22 protein-coding genes are annotated in these 17203 nt (G+C 66.2%); 2 read left to right on the forward strand and 20 right to left on the reverse strand.

Annotation, left to right across the window (positions count from 1 at the left end; all coding sequences use genetic code 11):
• Window positions 1-25: 25 nt before the first annotated feature.
• The 20 genes from rplR to Pla175_RS23320 form a co-directional block, all read right to left on the reverse strand.
• Complete coding sequence (gene rplR / locus Pla175_RS23225; protein WP_145291265.1) at window positions 26-394, reverse strand: 50S ribosomal protein L18; 369 nt, start codon at window positions 392-394, stop codon at window positions 26-28.
• Between the two features lie 106 nt (window positions 395-500).
• Window positions 501-1043, reverse strand: coding sequence for a 50S ribosomal protein L6 (rplF, locus tag Pla175_RS23230; protein ID WP_145291267.1), 543 nt, complete (start codon window positions 1041-1043; stop codon window positions 501-503).
• 95 nt (window positions 1044-1138) lie between these two features.
• Window positions 1139-1540 (reverse strand): 30S ribosomal protein S8, encoded by a 402-nt coding sequence (gene rpsH, locus Pla175_RS23235; RefSeq protein ID WP_145291270.1) that lies wholly within the window; start codon window positions 1538-1540, stop codon window positions 1139-1141.
• A gap of 123 nt (window positions 1541-1663) precedes the next feature.
• A complete protein-coding gene (locus Pla175_RS23240) occupies window positions 1664-1849 on the reverse strand; it encodes a type Z 30S ribosomal protein S14 (protein ID WP_145291272.1) in 186 nt (61 codons plus the stop codon).
• A 185-nt stretch (window positions 1850-2034) separates the two neighbouring features.
• Window positions 2035-2592 (reverse strand): 50S ribosomal protein L5, encoded by a 558-nt coding sequence (gene rplE / locus Pla175_RS23245; protein ID WP_145291274.1) that lies wholly within the window; start codon window positions 2590-2592, stop codon window positions 2035-2037.
• A 113-nt stretch (window positions 2593-2705) separates the two neighbouring features.
• Window positions 2706-3056 carry a 50S ribosomal protein L24 gene (rplX, locus tag Pla175_RS23250; protein WP_145291277.1) on the reverse strand — a complete coding sequence of 117 codons (351 nt, stop codon included), beginning with the start codon at window positions 3054-3056 and terminating at the stop codon, window positions 2706-2708.
• A gap of 95 nt (window positions 3057-3151) precedes the next feature.
• Window positions 3152-3520: a 50S ribosomal protein L14 gene (gene rplN, locus Pla175_RS23255; RefSeq protein ID WP_145291278.1), complete on the reverse strand. Its 369-nt coding sequence runs from the start codon at window positions 3518-3520 to the stop codon at window positions 3152-3154.
• 118 nt (window positions 3521-3638) lie between these two features.
• Window positions 3639-3968 (reverse strand): 30S ribosomal protein S17, encoded by a 330-nt coding sequence (gene rpsQ, locus Pla175_RS23260; protein WP_145291280.1) that lies wholly within the window; start codon window positions 3966-3968, stop codon window positions 3639-3641.
• Between the two features lie 75 nt (window positions 3969-4043).
• Window positions 4044-4262, reverse strand: coding sequence for a 50S ribosomal protein L29 (gene rpmC, locus Pla175_RS23265; RefSeq protein WP_145291283.1), 219 nt, complete (start codon window positions 4260-4262; stop codon window positions 4044-4046).
• A gap of 114 nt (window positions 4263-4376) precedes the next feature.
• Window positions 4377-4796 carry a 50S ribosomal protein L16 gene (rplP, locus tag Pla175_RS23270; RefSeq protein WP_145291285.1) on the reverse strand — a complete coding sequence of 140 codons (420 nt, stop codon included), beginning with the start codon at window positions 4794-4796 and terminating at the stop codon, window positions 4377-4379.
• Entirely contained in the window at window positions 4735-5430 is a 696-nt protein-coding gene (gene rpsC / locus Pla175_RS23275; RefSeq protein WP_145291287.1) for a 30S ribosomal protein S3, read from the reverse strand. Before rpsC ends, rplP begins: the two co-directional genes overlap by 62 nt.
• Before the next feature lie 64 nt (window positions 5431-5494).
• A complete protein-coding gene (gene rplV, locus Pla175_RS23280; protein ID WP_145291289.1) occupies window positions 5495-5821 on the reverse strand; it encodes a 50S ribosomal protein L22 in 327 nt (108 codons plus the stop codon).
• 101 nt (window positions 5822-5922) lie between these two features.
• Entirely contained in the window at window positions 5923-6192 is a 270-nt protein-coding gene (gene rpsS / locus Pla175_RS23285) for a 30S ribosomal protein S19 (protein ID WP_145291292.1), read from the reverse strand.
• 25 nt (window positions 6193-6217) lie between these two features.
• Window positions 6218-7081: a 50S ribosomal protein L2 gene (gene rplB, locus Pla175_RS23290; protein WP_145291294.1), complete on the reverse strand. Its 864-nt coding sequence runs from the start codon at window positions 7079-7081 to the stop codon at window positions 6218-6220.
• A gap of 95 nt (window positions 7082-7176) precedes the next feature.
• Window positions 7177-7491: a 50S ribosomal protein L23 gene (gene rplW, locus Pla175_RS23295; protein WP_145291296.1), complete on the reverse strand. Its 315-nt coding sequence runs from the start codon at window positions 7489-7491 to the stop codon at window positions 7177-7179.
• A 75-nt stretch (window positions 7492-7566) separates the two neighbouring features.
• A complete protein-coding gene (rplD, locus tag Pla175_RS23300; RefSeq protein ID WP_145291298.1) occupies window positions 7567-8232 on the reverse strand; it encodes a 50S ribosomal protein L4 in 666 nt (221 codons plus the stop codon).
• Between the two features lie 10 nt (window positions 8233-8242).
• A complete protein-coding gene (gene rplC, locus Pla175_RS23305; RefSeq protein ID WP_145292279.1) occupies window positions 8243-8899 on the reverse strand; it encodes a 50S ribosomal protein L3 in 657 nt (218 codons plus the stop codon).
• A 305-nt stretch (window positions 8900-9204) separates the two neighbouring features.
• The gene (rpsJ, locus tag Pla175_RS23310) at window positions 9205-9528 is read right to left on the reverse strand and encodes a 30S ribosomal protein S10 (protein WP_145291301.1); all 324 of its coding nucleotides are present in this window, start codon (window positions 9526-9528) and stop codon (window positions 9205-9207) included.
• A 331-nt stretch (window positions 9529-9859) separates the two neighbouring features.
• Window positions 9860-11851 carry a mucoidy inhibitor MuiA family protein gene (locus tag Pla175_RS23315; RefSeq protein ID WP_145291303.1) on the reverse strand — a complete coding sequence of 664 codons (1992 nt, stop codon included), beginning with the start codon at window positions 11849-11851 and terminating at the stop codon, window positions 9860-9862.
• 175 nt (window positions 11852-12026) lie between these two features.
• Complete coding sequence (locus Pla175_RS23320; RefSeq protein ID WP_145291305.1) at window positions 12027-13889, reverse strand: YXWGXW repeat-containing protein; 1863 nt, start codon at window positions 13887-13889, stop codon at window positions 12027-12029.
• Between the two features lie 273 nt (window positions 13890-14162).
• On the opposite strand from Pla175_RS23320, the gene guaB reads away from it, so the two are divergent.
• Together guaB and Pla175_RS23330 are read left to right on the forward strand one after the other, a co-directional pair.
• Entirely contained in the window at window positions 14163-15677 is a 1515-nt protein-coding gene (guaB, locus tag Pla175_RS23325) for an IMP dehydrogenase (RefSeq protein ID WP_145291307.1), read from the forward strand.
• 43 nt (window positions 15678-15720) lie between these two features.
• Window positions 15721-16890 (forward strand): hypothetical protein, encoded by a 1170-nt coding sequence (locus Pla175_RS23330; RefSeq protein ID WP_145291309.1) that lies wholly within the window; start codon window positions 15721-15723, stop codon window positions 16888-16890.
• Window positions 16891-17203 lie beyond the last annotated feature (313 nt).

Here is a 17203-nt window from a genome sequence, read left to right on the forward strand (position 1 = left end):
ACGACTAAGCTAATTCGATCTGGGCCTAAAAATCTAGGCCGGCCTCACGGGCCGCCGCGGCGAGCGCGGCCACCCGGCCGTGGAACTTGAACGGGCCGCGGTCGAACCGCACCTTGGTGACTCCGGCCGCCTTGGCCTTCTCGGCCAGGGCCTTGCCGATCGCTTCGGCGGCCGTCTTGTTGCCGCCGTAGGCGATCCCGCCCACCAGGTCCTTGTCCAGCGTCGAGGCCGACACCAGCGTGGTCCGCGTGTCGTCGTTGACGATCTGCGCGCTGATGTTCTTGTGGCTGCGGTGCACCGTGAGCCGGGGGCGAACGGAGTCGCCATGCAGACGCTTACGGACGCGAAACTTACGCCGCAGTCGCTGCCGGTTGAGGGCGGTCTGCTGTGACATGGTAATTCGGATGCAGGTGAGGAAAGGTTTCGAGCCGATGCGGGCGTGGGGGACGCCGACCGATGACGATTAGGGACGGGGCCCGCCACTGCTGGGCGGCCTTGCGTTACTTGGCGGCCTTGCCCGCCTTGCGGCGGACTTGCTCGCCCTCGTAGCGGATGCCCTTGCCCTTGTAGGGCTCCGGCTTGCGGACGGCCCGCACTTCCGCGGCGAACTGCCCCACCCGCTGCTTGTCCATGCCCTGAACCACGATGTGCGTCTGGTCGGGGCAGGTGACGTTCACGCCGGCGGGGATCTTCTTCTGGATCTCGTTGGCGAACCCAACGCGGAGCTGCAGCACGTCGCCCTGGATGGCGCCGAGGTAGCCGACCCCTTGGATCTCGAGCTTCTTGACGTAGCCCTCCGAGACGCCCACCACCATGTTCTGCACCAAGGCGCGGGTCAGCCCGTGGAAGGCGCGGTGCTCGCGCTCCTCGCCGGTCCGCGACACGACCACCTCTTTGGCGTCCGCGTCCACCTCGATCGACACCTCGGGACGGTGGGTGTAGGTCAGCTTGCCGAGCTTCCCCTCAGCGACCACCTCGCCGCCGGCGACCGACACCTTCACGCCATCGGGGATGGCTACGGGTTTTTTGCCTAATCTGCTCATGTCGAAGCGGTGGGCTTTGGCGGACGGCGTCCGGATCTAGGAAGTGAAAAAATCTGTGCTGGCGGCGTGCGGCACGAGCCGCGCCGAAAATCGTACTACCACAACTCGCAAAGCACCTCGCCACCCAGGTTGCGGGTGCGGGCCTCGCGGTCGCTGATCACGCCGCGGCTGGTGCTGATGATCGAGATGCCCAGGCCGTTGAGGACCGGCCGCAGCCGCTTGGCGGGGGCGTAAACCCGACGCCCGGGCTTGCTGACCCGCTTGATGTGGCGGATCACGCGCTCGCCGTTCGGCCCGTACTTCAGGTCGATCAGCAAGTGGGGCGCGGGCGCCTCTTCGTCGGCCTCTTCTCGCCAGTCCCAGATGTAGCCCTCGCGCTTAAGCACTTCGGCCACGCCTCGCTTCACCTTGGACACCGGCATAGTCACACTCGGCCGCTCAACGCTAACCGCGTTGCGGATGCGGGTGAGCATGTCGGCGATCGGGTCGGTCATCATCGCGTGTTCGACTCCTGACAACCAATGTGTAGGGTTGCGGTCGTTGGTTTTATTGCGCTGTCGGACGTTCGGAGCGCTGTAGGACGAACTGACTCTGCGGGCGGCGCGGCCAAGGGGGCCTTGCTACCAGCTCGCTTTGCGGACGCCGGGGATCATCCCCCGGTCGGCCAACTCGCGGAAATGGATCCGGCACAAGCCGAACTTACGGTACACGGCGCGCGGCCGGCCGCACACCTTGCAGCGGTTCTCTCGCCGCGAGGAGTACTTCGGCTTTGCTTCGGCTTTCGCGATCTTGCTCTTACTGGCCACGGTCGTGGGTTCCTGGATCGAACTGAAGGCTTCGATTCTTGGTCGTCAAACAACTTGGTCGGTAAACTTTCCGGCCGCTGAACTGTTCCTGCACTTTGCTTCCTGTCCGCGGCTTCCTGCCCGACGATTCTTTCTGTCGCCCACTCGATCTGCCGGTCCTTCGGTAGATCGGGCCTGTGCGTCCGCTACGCCGCGATGTCGTCGCGTTGGAACGGGAAGCCGAGCATTTCCATCAGCATCTTCGACTCGCTGTCCGACCCGCCCTTGAAGCAGATCGCGATGTTCATCCCTTGGACCCGCGTGTATTTGTCCGGGTTCAGCTCGGGGAACACCAACTGCTCGGTCAGCCCCAGGCTGTAGTTGCCGTGGCCGTCGAACGCGTTGGCCTTGCAGCCGCGGAAGTCGCGGACACGCGGCAGCGCGATCGAGATCAGCCGGTCGAGGAACTCGTACATCCGCGCGCCGCGGAGCGTGACCTTGCAGCCGATCGCTTGCCCTTCCCGCAGCCGGAAGGCGGCGACCGACTTACGGGCCCGGCAGACCATCGGCTTCTGGCCGGTGATCTCTGCGAGCGCGCTGGTGGCGTCTTCGATGTGCTTCTTGTCGCTGATCGCGCTGCCGACGCCCATGCTCACAACGATCTTGTTGAGCCGCGGGAGCGACAACCGATTCGTCCGGCCGACCTTCTCCGCAAACTGCGGCAGGAGCTCTTCGTTGTATTGCTTTTGGAGTCGAGGCGTCATGGCTTCGAGGATTGGGCCTGGTTCGTCTGTCCCGGCGGGCGGCGCCGGGCGCGGGACGAAGTGCGACGATGGGTTGACTAACGCTGTACTAACGGGGGCCTGTTTTGGGCCGTTTACTTCTTCGCCGCGTGGCCCTGGTGGGCCGGCGCGATCTGGCCGACGGAGGTCCCGCACTTCTTGCAGAACCGCTCCTTCGAGCCGTCCTCCAAGAACCGGGCCCCCAACCGAACGCCCTTGCCGCACGACTCGCAGAAGTAACGCAGGTTCGAAAGCTGAACCGGCATCTCCTTGCTGAGCCGCCCACCCTGGGGGTTCTTCTGGCTGCGACGCACGTGCTTGTAGACGCGGTTCACCCCTTCGACCAACGCCTTGTCGGCGAGCCGATCGATCTTGGTGACCCGGCTCCGCACGCCCTTATCGGCGCCGGTGGCGACTACAACGCTGTCTCCGGTCTTGATCAACATGGCGGCTTCGAGGTGCGGCGAGGGTTCGCGGGTTTATCGGTTGAGCTGCACGCCCCGGGTCACCGACCCCTCGGGCGTCTAACACACGGGTTACTCTAAACGACTTCGTTGGCGAGGCTCACGATCTTCATGAACCGGCGGTCACGCAGCTCACGGGCCACCGCCCCGAAGATCCGCGTTCCACGCGGGTTGTTGTCTTTGTCGATCAGCACCACGGCGTTCGAATCGAACCGCACGTAGCTGCCGTCGGTCCGTCGGTTCGGGCTGCGGGTGCGGACGATCACGGCCCGCACCACGGCCTTCTTCTTCACCTCGGAGCCCGGGATCACGCTCTTCACGCTGCAGATGATCACGTCACCTACGCCGGCAAACCGGCGTCGGCTCCCCCCCAGCACCTTGATGCACATCACCTCTTTGGCGCCGGTGTTGTCGGCGACGTTCAGCCTGGACTGCATCTGAATCATGGCGTCTTACTCGAACTCTTATTTACTCGATCTCTTAGCCGGGCCGAGGCGGCCGCGGTCTGTCGACCCGTTGATTGTGGTGTCTGTCTGCTACTACGCGCGGACCCGGGCGTGGGGACTAACCCTCGCCGGCCGCTGCCTCTGCCTCTTTCTTCGACTCCAACGCCAGCTTGTGCGCCGCCTTGAGCGCCGCCAGGTCCACCAACTGGCTCTCGGCCACCACGCGGACCAGCTCCCAACGCTTGGTGCGCGACTTCGGCGGGCACTCGATGATCTCGACCGTGTCGCCCAGCTTCGAGGTGTTCTGCTCGTCGTGCACGTAGCAGATCGTCCGCCCGTGGATGTACTTCCCGTACTTCGGGTGCTTGACCAGTCGCGCGATCTCAACCCGCCGGGTCTTCTCGCACTTGTCGGCCTTGACGACGCCAGTCAGTATTTTCTTGGGCATAGTAGACGGTTTGGTTGAGCGAACGCAGGTGGCCAACGCAGCTTCTTCGTGGCCAACACTCTTAGGAGCGCCGTGTTAGGTGGAGGTTTCCGACGGTTCGACGTCGCGGGCCCGCTGGGTCTGCAGCGTCTTGACCCGCGCGATCAGACGACGGTTGCGACGCAGCTCGCTGGGGGCGTCCAGACGCTCCGTCTGCGACTGAATCCGCAAACGAAAGAGTTGGTCGGCAGCCTCTTTGCCGGTGAGCTCGAGCTGCTCGTCGCTCATCTCCCGTAGTTCTGCAATCTTCGCCATCGTTCTCGTCCGGATCACCCTGCCCCCCCGGCCATGAACCTTTGCCTCGCGAAGCAACGCCTCACAAAGCAGAACTTCTTGACGCCGGGCTCGGACACGGGGGGAGTTAAATAGTTACTTCGAGTCGTCACGCTTGACCAACCGCACCCGCACCGGCATCTTGTGAGCCAAGCGGGCGAAGCAAATCTTCGCCGCGGCCTCGGTGATCCCGGCAACCTCGTACAGCACGGTTCCGGGCCTCACGACGGCCGCCCAGAAGTCGGGCTCGCCCTTGCCCTTACCCATGCGGGTTTCGAGCGGGATCGAGGTCACCGACTTGTGCGGAAATATACGGATATAAAGCCGGCCCTCGCCACGCACATACTGCTGCGCTGCGATACGCCCCGCTTCAATTGTCTGGGAGCTGATCCAGCCCCCTTCCATGGCCTGCAGGCCGAAATCGCCAAAGACAACGCGGTTCCCACGGGTCGCGTTACCTCTTATACGTCCTCTTTGGCTTTTTCGGTGCTTGACCCTCTTGGGCATCAGCGCCATCAGTTTGGTCCTCGAACTCGCCTTGATTGATCCACACTTGGATGCCGACGTGGCCCTGGGCCGTCATCGCTTCCACAAAACCATAATCGATCTTCGCTCGCAGCGTGCTCAACGGCATCGAGCCCGCGATCTGCTTCTCACGCCGGGCCATCTCCGACCCGCCCAAACGTCCGGCCAACTGGATCTTGATCCCCTTGGCGCCCGCCTCCATGGTCTGCTCCAGCGCCCGCTTCATCGTCCGCCGGAACGCGGTCCGCTTGCCCAGCTGCTCGGCGATGTCTTCGGCAACCAGGTGGGCCTGCAGCTCGGGACGCTTGATTTCTTCGATCTTGATGTTGATCCGCCGGCCCACTAGCTGCTGCAGCTCGTCCTGCAGCTGCTCTACCTGCTGGCCCTTGCGGCCGATCAGCACGCCCGGCCGAGCGGCGTGCATTACCACCCGCACCTCGTCGCGCGTCCGCTCGATCTCGACCTTCGGGATGCCCGCGAACTTGTACTTCTTGGAGACGTACTTGCGGATCTTCAGGTCTTCCATCAACAGGTCCGCAAATTCGCGCTTCGGCGCGTACCAGCGGCTGTTCCAGTCGAGCATGATGCCCGTGCGGAAGCCGATTGGGTTGACTTTCTGTCCCATGGAGGGGCTGAGTGGGTTGTGGGCTTGTGACTTGGAGAGCGTGAACGACCGTGGCGCCGGCGTGCTATTCGATCGCCACGGAGATGTGTGAAAACCGCTTCTTGATGATGTGGGCCATGCCACGCGCCCGGGGACGCATCCGCTTGAACATCGGCCCGCCGTCGATCCGCGCGTCCACCACCCGCATGCCGCCCAGGTTGGGGGCGCGCTGGTCTTCGGCGTTGCCGACCGCGCTGGCCAACACCTTCTCCAGCATCCGGGCGCCCCGGTGCGGCTGGAACTTCAGGATCGACAGCGCCTCGTCCACGTCCTTGCCGCGGATCAGGTCGGCCAGGGGCCGTACCTTCTGCGCGCTGATGCGGGCGTGTCGGTGAATCGCTCGGTAAGCCATGGTACGGAAGGTATTAGGCGTTAGGTATTAGTCGTTAGGAAGGCAGCGGCTGAGTGCGGTACAGGCTTTGTCGCTAACGACTAAAGCCTAATGCCTAACAGCTACCGCTTCCCCTTGCCGCCGTGGCCGCGGAAGCTTCGCGTCGGCGAGAACTCGCCGAGCTTGTGCCCGACCATGTCCTCGGTCACGAAGACCTTCACGTGGATCTTGCCGTTGTGCACCATGAAGGTGTGCCCAACGAACTCCGGAATAATCGTGCAGGCGCGCGCCCAGGTGGTGATCGGCTCTTTCGAGCCGCGTTCGTTCAACTTCTCGACCTTCCCGTACACGTTCGGGTCGATGTACGGGCCTTTCTTAAGGGAACGACTCATAGCGCCTAGCAGCCTTAAACGTTTCTTACTTGGTGATCAACTTCTGCACGCCGTAACGCCGACTCTTACGCCGACGGACGATCGCGCTGTTGGACGGCTTGCGACGCTGACGCGTGGCGCCGCCCTTGGCGCTCTTGCCCTGCGGGCTTACCGGGTGACGGCCACCCTTGGTCCGGCCCTCGCCGCCGCCGTGCGGGTGGTCGACCGGGTTCATCGCGGTGCCGCGGACGTGCGGGCGACGGCCCAACCAACGCTTGCGGCCCGCCTTGCCCAACACAACCGAGCTGTGGTCGGGGTTGCTTGCCACGCCGATGGTCGCCCGACAGGCGGACGGCACGCGGCGGATCTCTCCGCTGGGGAGCGAGATCTGCGCCCAGTCCGCCTCGCGGGCCATCAGCGTGGCGCTGGTGCCGGCGCTGCGGCACAGCTCGGCGCCGCGGCCCGCGTTGAGCTCGACGTTGTGCACCGCGGTTGAGAGCGGGATCTTCGACAGCGGCAAGCAGTTGCCGAGGGTCGGCGCGGCTTCGGGGCCGCTCATCACCGTGGCGCCCGGCTTGAGGCCGTCCGGGGCGATTATGTAGCGACGCTCGCCGTCCTCGTACTCCACCAATGCGATGCGGGCCGAGCGGTTGGGGTCGTACTGGATGGACTCCACCTTGGCGGCCATGCCGTCCTTGTTGCGGCGGAAGTCGATCAGCCGGTAGCGACGCTTGTGGCCGCCGCCGCGGTGGCGGCAGGTGATCTTGCCCTGGTTGTTCCGTCCGCCGGTCTTCTTGATCGGACGCAGCAGGCTCTTCTCCGGCTTGGCGCCCGGGGTGAGCTCAGCAAAGTCGCTCACCGACGCGTTGCGGCGGCCGGCGCTGGTCGGTTTGTATTTTCGGATGCCCATGGCGCTGTGACGTTAAACGATCGGCGGATTAAATGCGAACGGCCTTGCGGGCCTTTTGCGGGCCGGGGCCCGGCAGTCAAACCTGCTGTGACGGCCTAGAAGAAGTCGATCCGATGCTCGGGGTCGAGGGTAACGATCGCCTTCTTCCAACTGCTGGTGATTCCGATCCTGGCGCGCGTGCGACGCTGCTTGCCGGGGCGGTTCTGCGTGTGAACCTTCACCACCTTGACGTTGAACAACTCTTCGACCGCCCGTCGCACGTCGCTCTTGGTCGCCAGTTTGCTGATCTGGAACGCGTAGGCGTTGTGACGGGTCGAACGGTGCACACCCTTCTCGGTCACCAGCGGCTTCAGGATGACCTGGTGCGGCTCGAGCGTAAGTGTGGTTTGAAACGGGATATGCCGGGGCATGATTCAGCTCGACGTTGTGTTGTCGACGGACGTAACGCGATGAACTTATCTTCTCTGTCTGCAAACGCAGCGAACTCAGGAGGCCGCGGCGGCCTCTGGCTTGGCCGCACTCTTTCCGCCCGGCTTGGCTCGCAACGCGTCGAGCGCGGCCTTAGTGACCAGCACCTTCTTCGAGGCGAGCAGGCTCAACGCGTTGAGCTCCGACGCCGGCGAGATCTTGGCCGAGGCCAGGTTCCGCACGCTCCGGTAGACGTTCAGGTCGTGCGTCTCGGTGGTCACCAGCGTCGAGCACTGGTCACAACCCAACACCTTGAGGATGTGGGCCATGTCCTTGGTGCGGGGCGCATCGAAACGCAGCTCGTCGATCACGATCAACTCGTCGTCGCGGACCTTGGAGGCCAGCGCCATACGGGTGGCGATCTGCAGGGCCTTGCGCGGCAAGCGGTACGAGTAATCCCGCGGCTGCCGGGCGTGGATGTGACCACCACCGCGACGCACGCCGCTCCGCTTGCTGCCGGCGCGGGCGTTGCCCGTGCCCTTCTGGCGGTACATCTTCTTCTTGTTGCCGGCCACCTGGGCGCGGGTCTTGGTCTTGTGCGTCCCCTGCCGCAGGTTCGCCTGGTACATCACCACGGCGTCGTGCAGGAGCTGCTTGTTGATACTCGACGCGAAGTCCTCGGCCTCGACGTTGTACGTCCCGACCTTGTTGCCTTTGCGATCGTGAATGGTGAGCTTGGGCATCTTGCTTCGCCTACTTCAACTTGTTGGTCTTCTGGACGATGACAAATCCGCCGTTCGGCCCCGGAACGGCGCCGCGGATCACCAGCAGGTTGTTCTCGGCGTCGATCGACACGAGCTTCTGGTTCCGCACGGTGCAGCGGGCGTTGCCGTACTGCCCCGGCATCTTGATTCCCTTGAACAGGCGGCTGGGGTAGGCGCTGCAGCCGGTGCCCCCCATCGCCCGGTGGCACTTCTTCACGCCGTGCGTGGCCCGCTGGCCCTTGAAGTTGTGACGCTTCATGGCGCCGGAGAAGCCGCGGCCCTTGCTGGTGCCGATGACGTCGATCCGCTCGATGCCTTCAAAGGCGGAGACGTTCACTTCCGAGCCAACGGCCATCTCGCCGGTTTGGCCGCGGAACTCGCGGACGAACCGCTTGGGCTCGCAGTCGGCCTTGGCGGGGAGCTCAACGCCAGCGGCGGAGCGGGACTTCGATCGCTTGCTGTCGAGCTTGGCGACGTGGCCACGCTCGCTGCGGCTCGCCAGGCGGCGAGGCTTGTCGAGGTAGCCGACCTGGACGGCGGAGTAGCCATCGGTCTCGGGCGTGCGGACCTGCAGCACGTGGCAGGGGCCGGCCTGAATGACGGTCACCGGGACGACAACGCCCGCTTCGTCGAAAACCTGCGTCATCCCCACCTTGCGGCCGAGGATTCCGATAATCTGCTTGTTAGCTTGCTTGTCGCTAGCCATCACGCCACGCCTTAACGCAGGTTCGATTGAAGGGGTTTGTCGTCGGACGGGAGGCCGGCGATCCGCCTACTGCGGACACCGCCTTACCCGACTGACTTCCAGTCATGTACTCGGTCGGCCGCCGGGAGGTCGCTGGGACCGCGGACGGCCTGATTGGTCTCTAAGTTGGCTTTCTGCTAGACGCGCCGACCGGAGGTCGGCGGCTATAGCAATCACGATGGCTTGCCAGCCCGTCGCAGGACTGCTCAGCCCGTGGTTGCCTTAATCTTGATGTCCACACCGGCCGGCAGGCTGAGCTTGTTCAAAGCCTCGATCGTCTTGGCCGTGGCCTGGACGATGTCGATCAGCCGCTTGTGGGTGCGGATCTCGAACTGCTGCCGCGACTTCTTGTCCACGTGCGGGCCGCGGAGAACGGTGTAGCGTTCGATCCGGGTCGGCAACGGGATCGGCCCGTGGACCATGGAGTTGGTACGCTTGGCCGTATCGACGATCTCGGCCGCGCTCTGGTCGAGCACCGCGTGGTCGTAGGCTTCCATCCGAATGCGAATGATTTCTTGCGGCGACGCCACTCTGCAGCTCCAGAACCGGACCCGTTATCAAACAACCACCGCTACCCGCTTCTCCGCGACACACGACCACGTGGCCGAGCGATCAGCGGCGAATCGACGAATGTACGTCGATGGCCAAAGTGTGTCAACGGGCGGTAGGGGCGCCCGCGGGGCCAGGACGCCCCGAGAGGGGTCAGAAAACCGCGATGCTGGCAGGCGCGTCTGCGCAATCGGCAAGCTCGCCGGTCGGCGTCAGAAAACAGCCCCCCCTAGCGAGGCGGCCGCTGCCCGGCGGGCCGCCTCGCCAAGGGGCGCAGTCGGGCGGCGGCAGGAGGCCCACTGCCCATTGGCCCTAGCGTTTGGCGGGCATCCCGACGATCGACAGCTCCTTGTCGTACTCGACCCGCAGCGTGTATTCCACCGCGGCGCTGTCGGCGCCGGTTGAGCCGGCCGGGGCTTCGAGGTCCCACCGCAGCAGGCCCAGCTTGCGCTCGGCGGCCTGGTCGGGGTAGTCGGCCAGCTTCTTGCCGGGGTCGACCAGCGTGATCTTGATGTCGTCTTCTGCAATGGTGGGGATGCGGTCGACCAGCCGTACCTGGGCCTCCTCGCCCGCAAAGTTCTCTACCGTGAGCCGGTAGACGAAGTCGACGATCCGGTTCCCCCCCTGGATGGTTTCTTCCTTGCTGACCAGCTCGCGGCCGGCGCGGAGCGAGGCGTCGATCCCCAGCCCGACGGTGAACGACTCTCCCGCCGCCACGGTCGGCACCGCGCCGCGGCCCACGAACTCGTCTCCCAGGAAGGTCGAGGCGGGGCCGGCAAGCAGCACCACGTCGCCGGTGTTGGTGAGCTTGGCTTCTTCGTAGACGTAGCTAGTGAGCACCGGTGTCGCCAAGCGGTAGAAGTCCCCCTTGAGGGGCAGCCGGGCGATCTGGATGAGCTGCCGGTCGCTGCGGCTGGGGAGCGACGTGCGCCCCGCTAGCTTGTAGCTGACGCTCACCCCCTCGGCGGGAGGCTGTGATCCTCGAGAGTCTTTCGATTTCGCGACGATACCCTCGGCGTTGAAGTCTAGGATCTGCGACTCGTTGGCGAAGTAATTGAGGCCGGCGTCGCCGTTGACGCCGAACCCGACTTGAAACGACTGACGACCGGCTGCTTGCCCGTCGCCCCCCATTCCGCCGTACGGTTGCCCAGATTGTTGGACAGAGTGGTCAAATGAACCTTGCCGATACGGCATACTTGAGTCCGCGGCGAAGGCGGGCGCCTCAAGCGGTTGCTGCTGCTGCGGCTCCGATGCAGGCGTCTGCTCCACCGCGGCGTTCAGCTCGCCCAGCCGGTTGCGAACATCCGATAGCTTGTCGCGGCTCGCGTCCAGCTGCCGCTTGAGGCGGCTGTATTCCTCGGCGCCAACGGCGACCTTGGGGCCGCCGCTCGCGGGGCTGTCTCCCAGGCGGATCGCCAGCGGGTCAAGCTTGGGGGGCTCGGCCACCAGCGACGGCGTGGCGGTCGACAGCGTCATCGCGACGTCGGTCCAGTCCTCGCCGCTCATCTGCTGCACCTGGGCGTTGTACTCCACGGTCACCTGCTTGCGGTCGGTCCCCGCCCGCAGGTTGTACGACGGGCTCCAGCCGGCGCCCGCCACCAAGTAACGCAGCCGCAGCGAGGCGCCCGCCTCCTGGGCGTCGACGAACACCACCGCCTCGCGGACCGTGGTCGCGGAGCCGCTGGTGATGTTCTGGCGTTTGCGGGTCGCTAGGTTGATCTCTTCGTTCAGCCCCCGCTGCGCCTTGGCGAGCTCCAACTCTTCGGCCGCTACCTGCTCCCGCCGCGAGAAGATCAGCTCGGTCAGGCTGGTCAGCGTCTCGGCGTTCAGCACGCCGTGCTCCAGCTCGTTCTTGGCGGTTCCGGCCGTGAAGCCCTCGAGGCTGTTCAGGTACTTGGTGCGATCGGCCAACAGCTTCTGCTCCCGCTCGACCGCCGAGAGCTCGTCCCGCAGCTCCTGGAGCTGCTCGTCGAGCTCGCGGACCTCCGCACGCACGTCCTGCTCCACCGGCCGGGTGCGGTAGCGGACCGAGCGGATCTCGAGGCCCTCGCCCGGCTCTGCGTACAGGCTTTCGGGCAGGATCAACGCCGGCAGGTTGGTCACCACCACCTCCTGCAGCCCCGTCTGGTCACCCGGCAGCGTCACCGAGCGGGTGACCAACGCCTGCCCCTGGTAGACGGTGACCTCGGTCACATCTCCGTCGGTGAGGCGGTCGGCGTCGACCGGTTCGGTCTCCTGAGCCGCCACTGGGCGAGACGCGAACGCGTAGAGCAGCAGCAGGGTCAGCGTGAGGGTTCGCGTCATCCCAGTAGTCTCCGGAAGTGAATCGATGAACCGAGTAGGGTGGTCGCCCCAGCGTCGGACGCTCCGGGGGTCATCGTAGTTCCCTTCCGCCGCCAGATTCTACCTACTCGCAAAAAAAGCCCGCGAGAGAAAGCTCTCTCGCGGGCTTCGGGGTTAAGCCCAATCGTAAGCGCCGTTACCGGTCGCCGCCGCGGTTTCCGCCTCCATTTCCCCCGGAGTTGCCGCCGGCATTGCCTCCGCGGTTGCCGCCACCGCCTCGGTTACCGCCGCCGATGTTCAGCGAACCGACTCCCGGCACGTTGATGCTGGCGCCGCCGCTGCCGCGATTGCCGCTGCTGCCGCGGTTGCTGGGCATCGGCTGGCCGCCGGGCTGCGGCCCGCTGGGTTGGCCACGGTAGCCGGGCAGCGACTGCCGCGGCTGGAAGTTCTGCTGCGGCCCGACGCTAGGCTGGCGCTGAGGGCCGGGCACACCGCGGTAGCCACGCACCTGCGGCTGTGCGTTCTGGCCGCGCTGCAGAGCGTCGCGAGCCGCCTGCTGGGCGGCGCCCTGCGCGTTGGCCGCCGGTCCGGGGATCGTGCCGCGTAGGCTCTGCGGGATCGTGAACGACCCGGGGCGGAAGCCTTCGGGGACGCGTACCGATCCGCGTGCGCCGGCTTGGGCGTCGCCACGCGCGTTGCCGGCGCCCGCTTGGGCCTCGGCATTGGCGTTGGCGTTGCCGCGTACGTCCGCGTTGGCTCGCACGTCGGGCCCGCGGTTGGTTTGGAAATCAAAACGGTTGTCGACTTCTGCCTGGGCGCGGGTACGCGAGAACTCGCGTAGCTGCTCGGCCCGCTGGGTGGCCTGCTCGCGTTGCTGCTGGCTCACCGTGGCCACCCCCAACGCCCCTAGCGGGTTCTTGGCGACCTGCTGCGCGTCGCGGATTAGTTGCGAAGTAGCCGCCACGTTGGCGTCGGCGTTCGCCCCACCGCGGCCGGGTCCACGGCCGTCGTTGCCACGTCCATTATTACCACGACCGTTATTGTCTGTGCCGCGACCGGCGTTGTAGTCGCGGCGGAAATCGTTCTGCCAGTTGTTGCGGTTGTGGCCGTAGTTCCACGCGTAGTAGGCGGTTAGCGGGTCGTACCCGCCACGGCCGTAGCCACGGTTGTTCCCTAGCCACGGCGAGTAACCGGGGTGGTTTCCGTAGTAACCGCCGCCGCCGTAGTAGTAGCCGCGTGAGGGGCCGATGAACAACGACGAGAGCAATAGCGACGTGTTCAAGATATTGTTCGGCCGGTAGCTGTAGCCGGCGCCCGGGTAGCGGCCTCCCGACCAATAGACGGGGGCGTACAGGTAGCCGCGGGACTGCACGGGATAGTCCCAGTAGCCGTTCACATACAGGCAGCCGCGTGGGGTCTGCTGGTAGTAGCTGGGGACGTAGACCCAGTTGGGCTGACCCTCGTACCAATAGCCGGCCCGCCAGGCGTAGTCGCTATTGCGATACTCCCAGCAGCCGGGGACCCAGAAGTAGTTCTCGCCCGGCGCGGGGCTCGACGGGCCTTCTTCAAGGCTGGCCGGGGGAGGGGGGAGGTAGCTGAGCTGCTGGGCGCCCGCGGTCGTCCAGAAGCCGGGGATGCGTTGGAAACCATCGGCCGCTTTAGCCCAGTGGCCCGGCACCCATTGGCGGTCCGGGGGCGTTACCCGCCACACACCGCTGACCCACACAAAGTCGTCGCGCGTGCCGTCCCAGTCCCAGTAGCCGGGGATCCACTCGACGTTGGCGCCATCGGGCTTTACTTCGGGGGGGACCTCGTTGATTGGTTCGGGGGGCTCACGGTTGACCGTGACCGGCTCGGCCGCTTCCAGCGTGACCCCTTCGGCAAACGCCTCGTGGATCGGGCCGGCTTCGAGCACTTCCGGCTGGCCAAGGTTGGCCTCGGGCCGGTCGTTGGACTGCGGGGTGCCGGGCAGCGCGGGTGGCTGCTGGGCGGCGCACACGCCTGCCCATGGCAGCAGCGCTGCTAGGCAGAGCAGGGCGGATTTCCATGTGTCTGGCATCGAAAAGCCTCCGGAAAGAGTCTGTGGCGGGTGGGTCGAAATCGGGGCGCTCCATCCCCCCAGGACCGACACATGCAAAGCCGGCGCCGGAACGCGAAAATCAGGGGCCAAACGGGCGAAACCCTAGACAGACGCCGCGGATTGGCCCCGGCTGCTGATCGGCCGTCAAACAGCGGCCGCGTGGGCGCCGTCCAATACGGCCACCTTGCCATCAGGGCGATGGCGCTCCCAAAATGCGGGATTCCCTCGGCGCCCGCCCCTCAGGACACTGCGATGCCCACCGCTGAATCCCACGACCCCTCGCAAGATCGCTCCGCCGGCCTCGGGCTCACGTTCGACGACGTGCTGCTAGAGCCCCGCTACAGCGACGTGGTCCCCGCCGAGGTGAGCGTCGCCACCCGGCTCACCGAGCGGATCGGGATGGAGATCCCGATCCTCAGCTCGCCGATGGACACCGTCACCGAGCACCGCATGGCGATCGGCCTGGCGCGCGAGGGGGGCCTCGGGGTGATCCACAAGAACCTCTCGATCGAGCTGCAGGCCCAAGAGGTCGAGAAGGTCAAACGCTCCGCCAACGGCATCATCGTCGACCCGGTGACGCTGCCCCCCGACGCTAGCATCCTGCAGGCGCGCGAAGCGATGGCTAGCAGCCGCGTCTCCGGTATCCCCATCGTCGAGCCCGGCGGCAAGCTAGCAGGCATCCTCACCCGGCGTGATTTGCGGTTCCAAGACCGCGACGACGTGCCGGTGAGCGACGTGATGACGCGGCAGGAAACACTGGTAACGGCCACAGGGACTGTGACGCTTGAAGAAGCTGAAAAGATCCTAATGGAAAAAAAGGTCGAGAAGCTTCTGCTGGTTGACGAAGATTACAGACTGACCGGCCTGATTACGATCAAGGACATCGACCAGCTACGCAGTTACCCGCAGGCGGCCCGCGACCGGAGCGGGAGGCTGCGTGTCGGAGCGGCGGTTGGGGTCCACGATTACGAGCGGGTCGAGGGGCTGATCGCCGCCGGAGCCGACTTCGTGGTCGTCGACAGCGCGCACGGCCACTCGAAGAACGTGGTTGAGACGGTCGCACAAATCAAGAGCCGCTGGGACATCGACGTGGTGGCCGGCAACGTAGCGACGGCCGAGGGCTGCCGGGACCTGATCGGGGCCGGCGCCGACGCCGTGAAAGTGGGCATCGGGCCCGGGTCGATCTGCACCACGCGGATCATCTCCGGGATCGGCGTCCCGCAGATTACCGCGATCCAGAACGCCGCGCGGGCGGCGCAAGGAACGGGGACGACGATTATCGCCGACGGCGGCGTGCGGTACTCCGGAGACATCACCAAGGCGCTCGCCGCGGGCGCCCACGCCGTGATGATCGGGGGCCTGCTCGCCGGGCTCGACGAGAGCCCGGGCGACCGGGTGCTGTACCAGGGACGCACGTACAAGAGCTACCGCGGGATGGGTTCACTGGGCGCCATGGTGCATGGCTCCAGCGAACGCTACCGCCAGGGCGGAGCGGAACGACAGGGAAAAGGAAAACTCGTCCCCGAAGGGGTGGAGGGCCGCGTCCCCTACAAGGGCGCGCTCGGCCCGTTCGTCTACCAACTGGTGGGCGGCCTCCGCGCGGGGATGGGGTACTGTGGAACCAAGACCATCGATGAGCTGCGTACGGAAACGCGGTTCATACGGGTGTCGCCGGCATCGGTTAGGGAGAGCCATCCTCATGACATCGCCATCACGCAGGAAGCCCCAAATTACTCGGCTGAGTACGCCGACGGCGACTCCGTCTAGCGACGCGCTCGCGCCCACCGGGCGCATGCCCTGGAGGGGCGCCGTGCGTGGCGGAGAACCGATCTGGCTGCCCGCGGGCCTGCTGGCGGTGCTGCTCACGCTCACGATGGCCCTCTCGGCGTTCGGCGCCGAACCGGCCTCCAACGCCTCAACGCTCACCTGGCGGCCCGCCCGCAACACGCCGCGGGCGCCGCGGCCTTTCGTCGCCACGCCGGCGATGACGTCGATTCAGTCCGCGCCGGTCAACCCGCTCCGCGCCACAACGCACTACGACTCTTCGGTCCGCACCGTCGCCTACGGCGACGACCCGTTCGGCCCGACCCTCGGACCGGCGCAGCCCGGCTCTGCCCGCTTGCAGTCCGTCATCGTCCACCGCCCCGGGGCGCCGGTGCGGCTTGCACAGCTCGACTCCAACGAGCGCTACGGCGCCGACGACCTCCGCGACGAGGTGGAGTCGCCGTTCGGCGACGGCTTTGACGAGCTGCCCGCGCCGGAGCCGATGCCCATCGACCCGTCGCCGCTAGACGACCAGCCTGACGGCCCCAGCGGCCTGCAACCCCCGCGGGAGGTCCCCAACCGCCCGGGCGACCTGGCCCCGCCGCGCAACCCACAACCCACGCCTCCGAGCGTGCTGAACCCGCCCCGCGAGACGTCTCCCTCGGACGGGAGCCGCCCCAACGGCGCGGGCCAGGACGCGGCCGACGCCGCCCGTCAGAAGGGCCGCGAGAAGGACCTGCTCGACTCGCAGCGGAGCTGCGTGGAGGAGCTCGCCGCGCTCAAGGCGAACCGCATCGACAGCGTGAGCTTGGCCATCGGCGTCAGCGGCGAAGCGGGCAAGGACTTCCCGTACAACTGCAGCGTCGACGACGGCACCCCGTTCGCGGGCCGCTGCTGGCCGAGCGTCACCTACATGTGGAAGGCCTCCGCGTTGTGCCACAAGCCGCTCTTCTTCGAAGACGTGGCGCTGGAGCGTTACGGCCACTCGCACGGGCCGTTCCTTCAGCCGCTGGTGTCCGGAGCGCACTTCTTCGGTCGCCTGCCGGCGCTGCCCTACTGCATGGGCCTGACCCCTCCGAACGAGTGCATGTACACGCTGGGCTACTACCGCCCGGGCAGTTGCGCCCCGTACCTGGTGGGTGGCATGCCCTTCACCTGGCGTGCCGCTGCGTTCCAAGCAGGCGCCGTGGTCGGGGTCTCGGCGATCATCCCGTAGCGAGGCCAGGGGCCAGAGGCGAGGGGCGAGGCATAGAGAGCGCGGGCGCAATCGCGCCCCCGCTCACCCCCGATAGCGGCCGACCTACGGTCGGCCCGCCGCTGGATTGAAGCCGCTGTTGGGTAGCGCCAGATCCGTGGAACGCGCCGACCGTAGGTCGGCAGCTATCGCCAGCAGATTGCCCTCTCTCTGCTCTGCGCGTCGCGCGCAGACGCTAGCTCCCCGCACGTGGTATCTGCGCCGCGCCCGCTCCGCTACACTCTCCGGCGTGGTCGCACGCTTCGGGCGGAGCGATGTGTGCCCCCAAATCGTC

The sequence above is a fragment of the Pirellulimonas nuda genome (assembly GCF_007750855.1).
Lineage (GTDB): Bacteria > Planctomycetota > Planctomycetia > Pirellulales > Lacipirellulaceae > Pirellulimonas > Pirellulimonas nuda.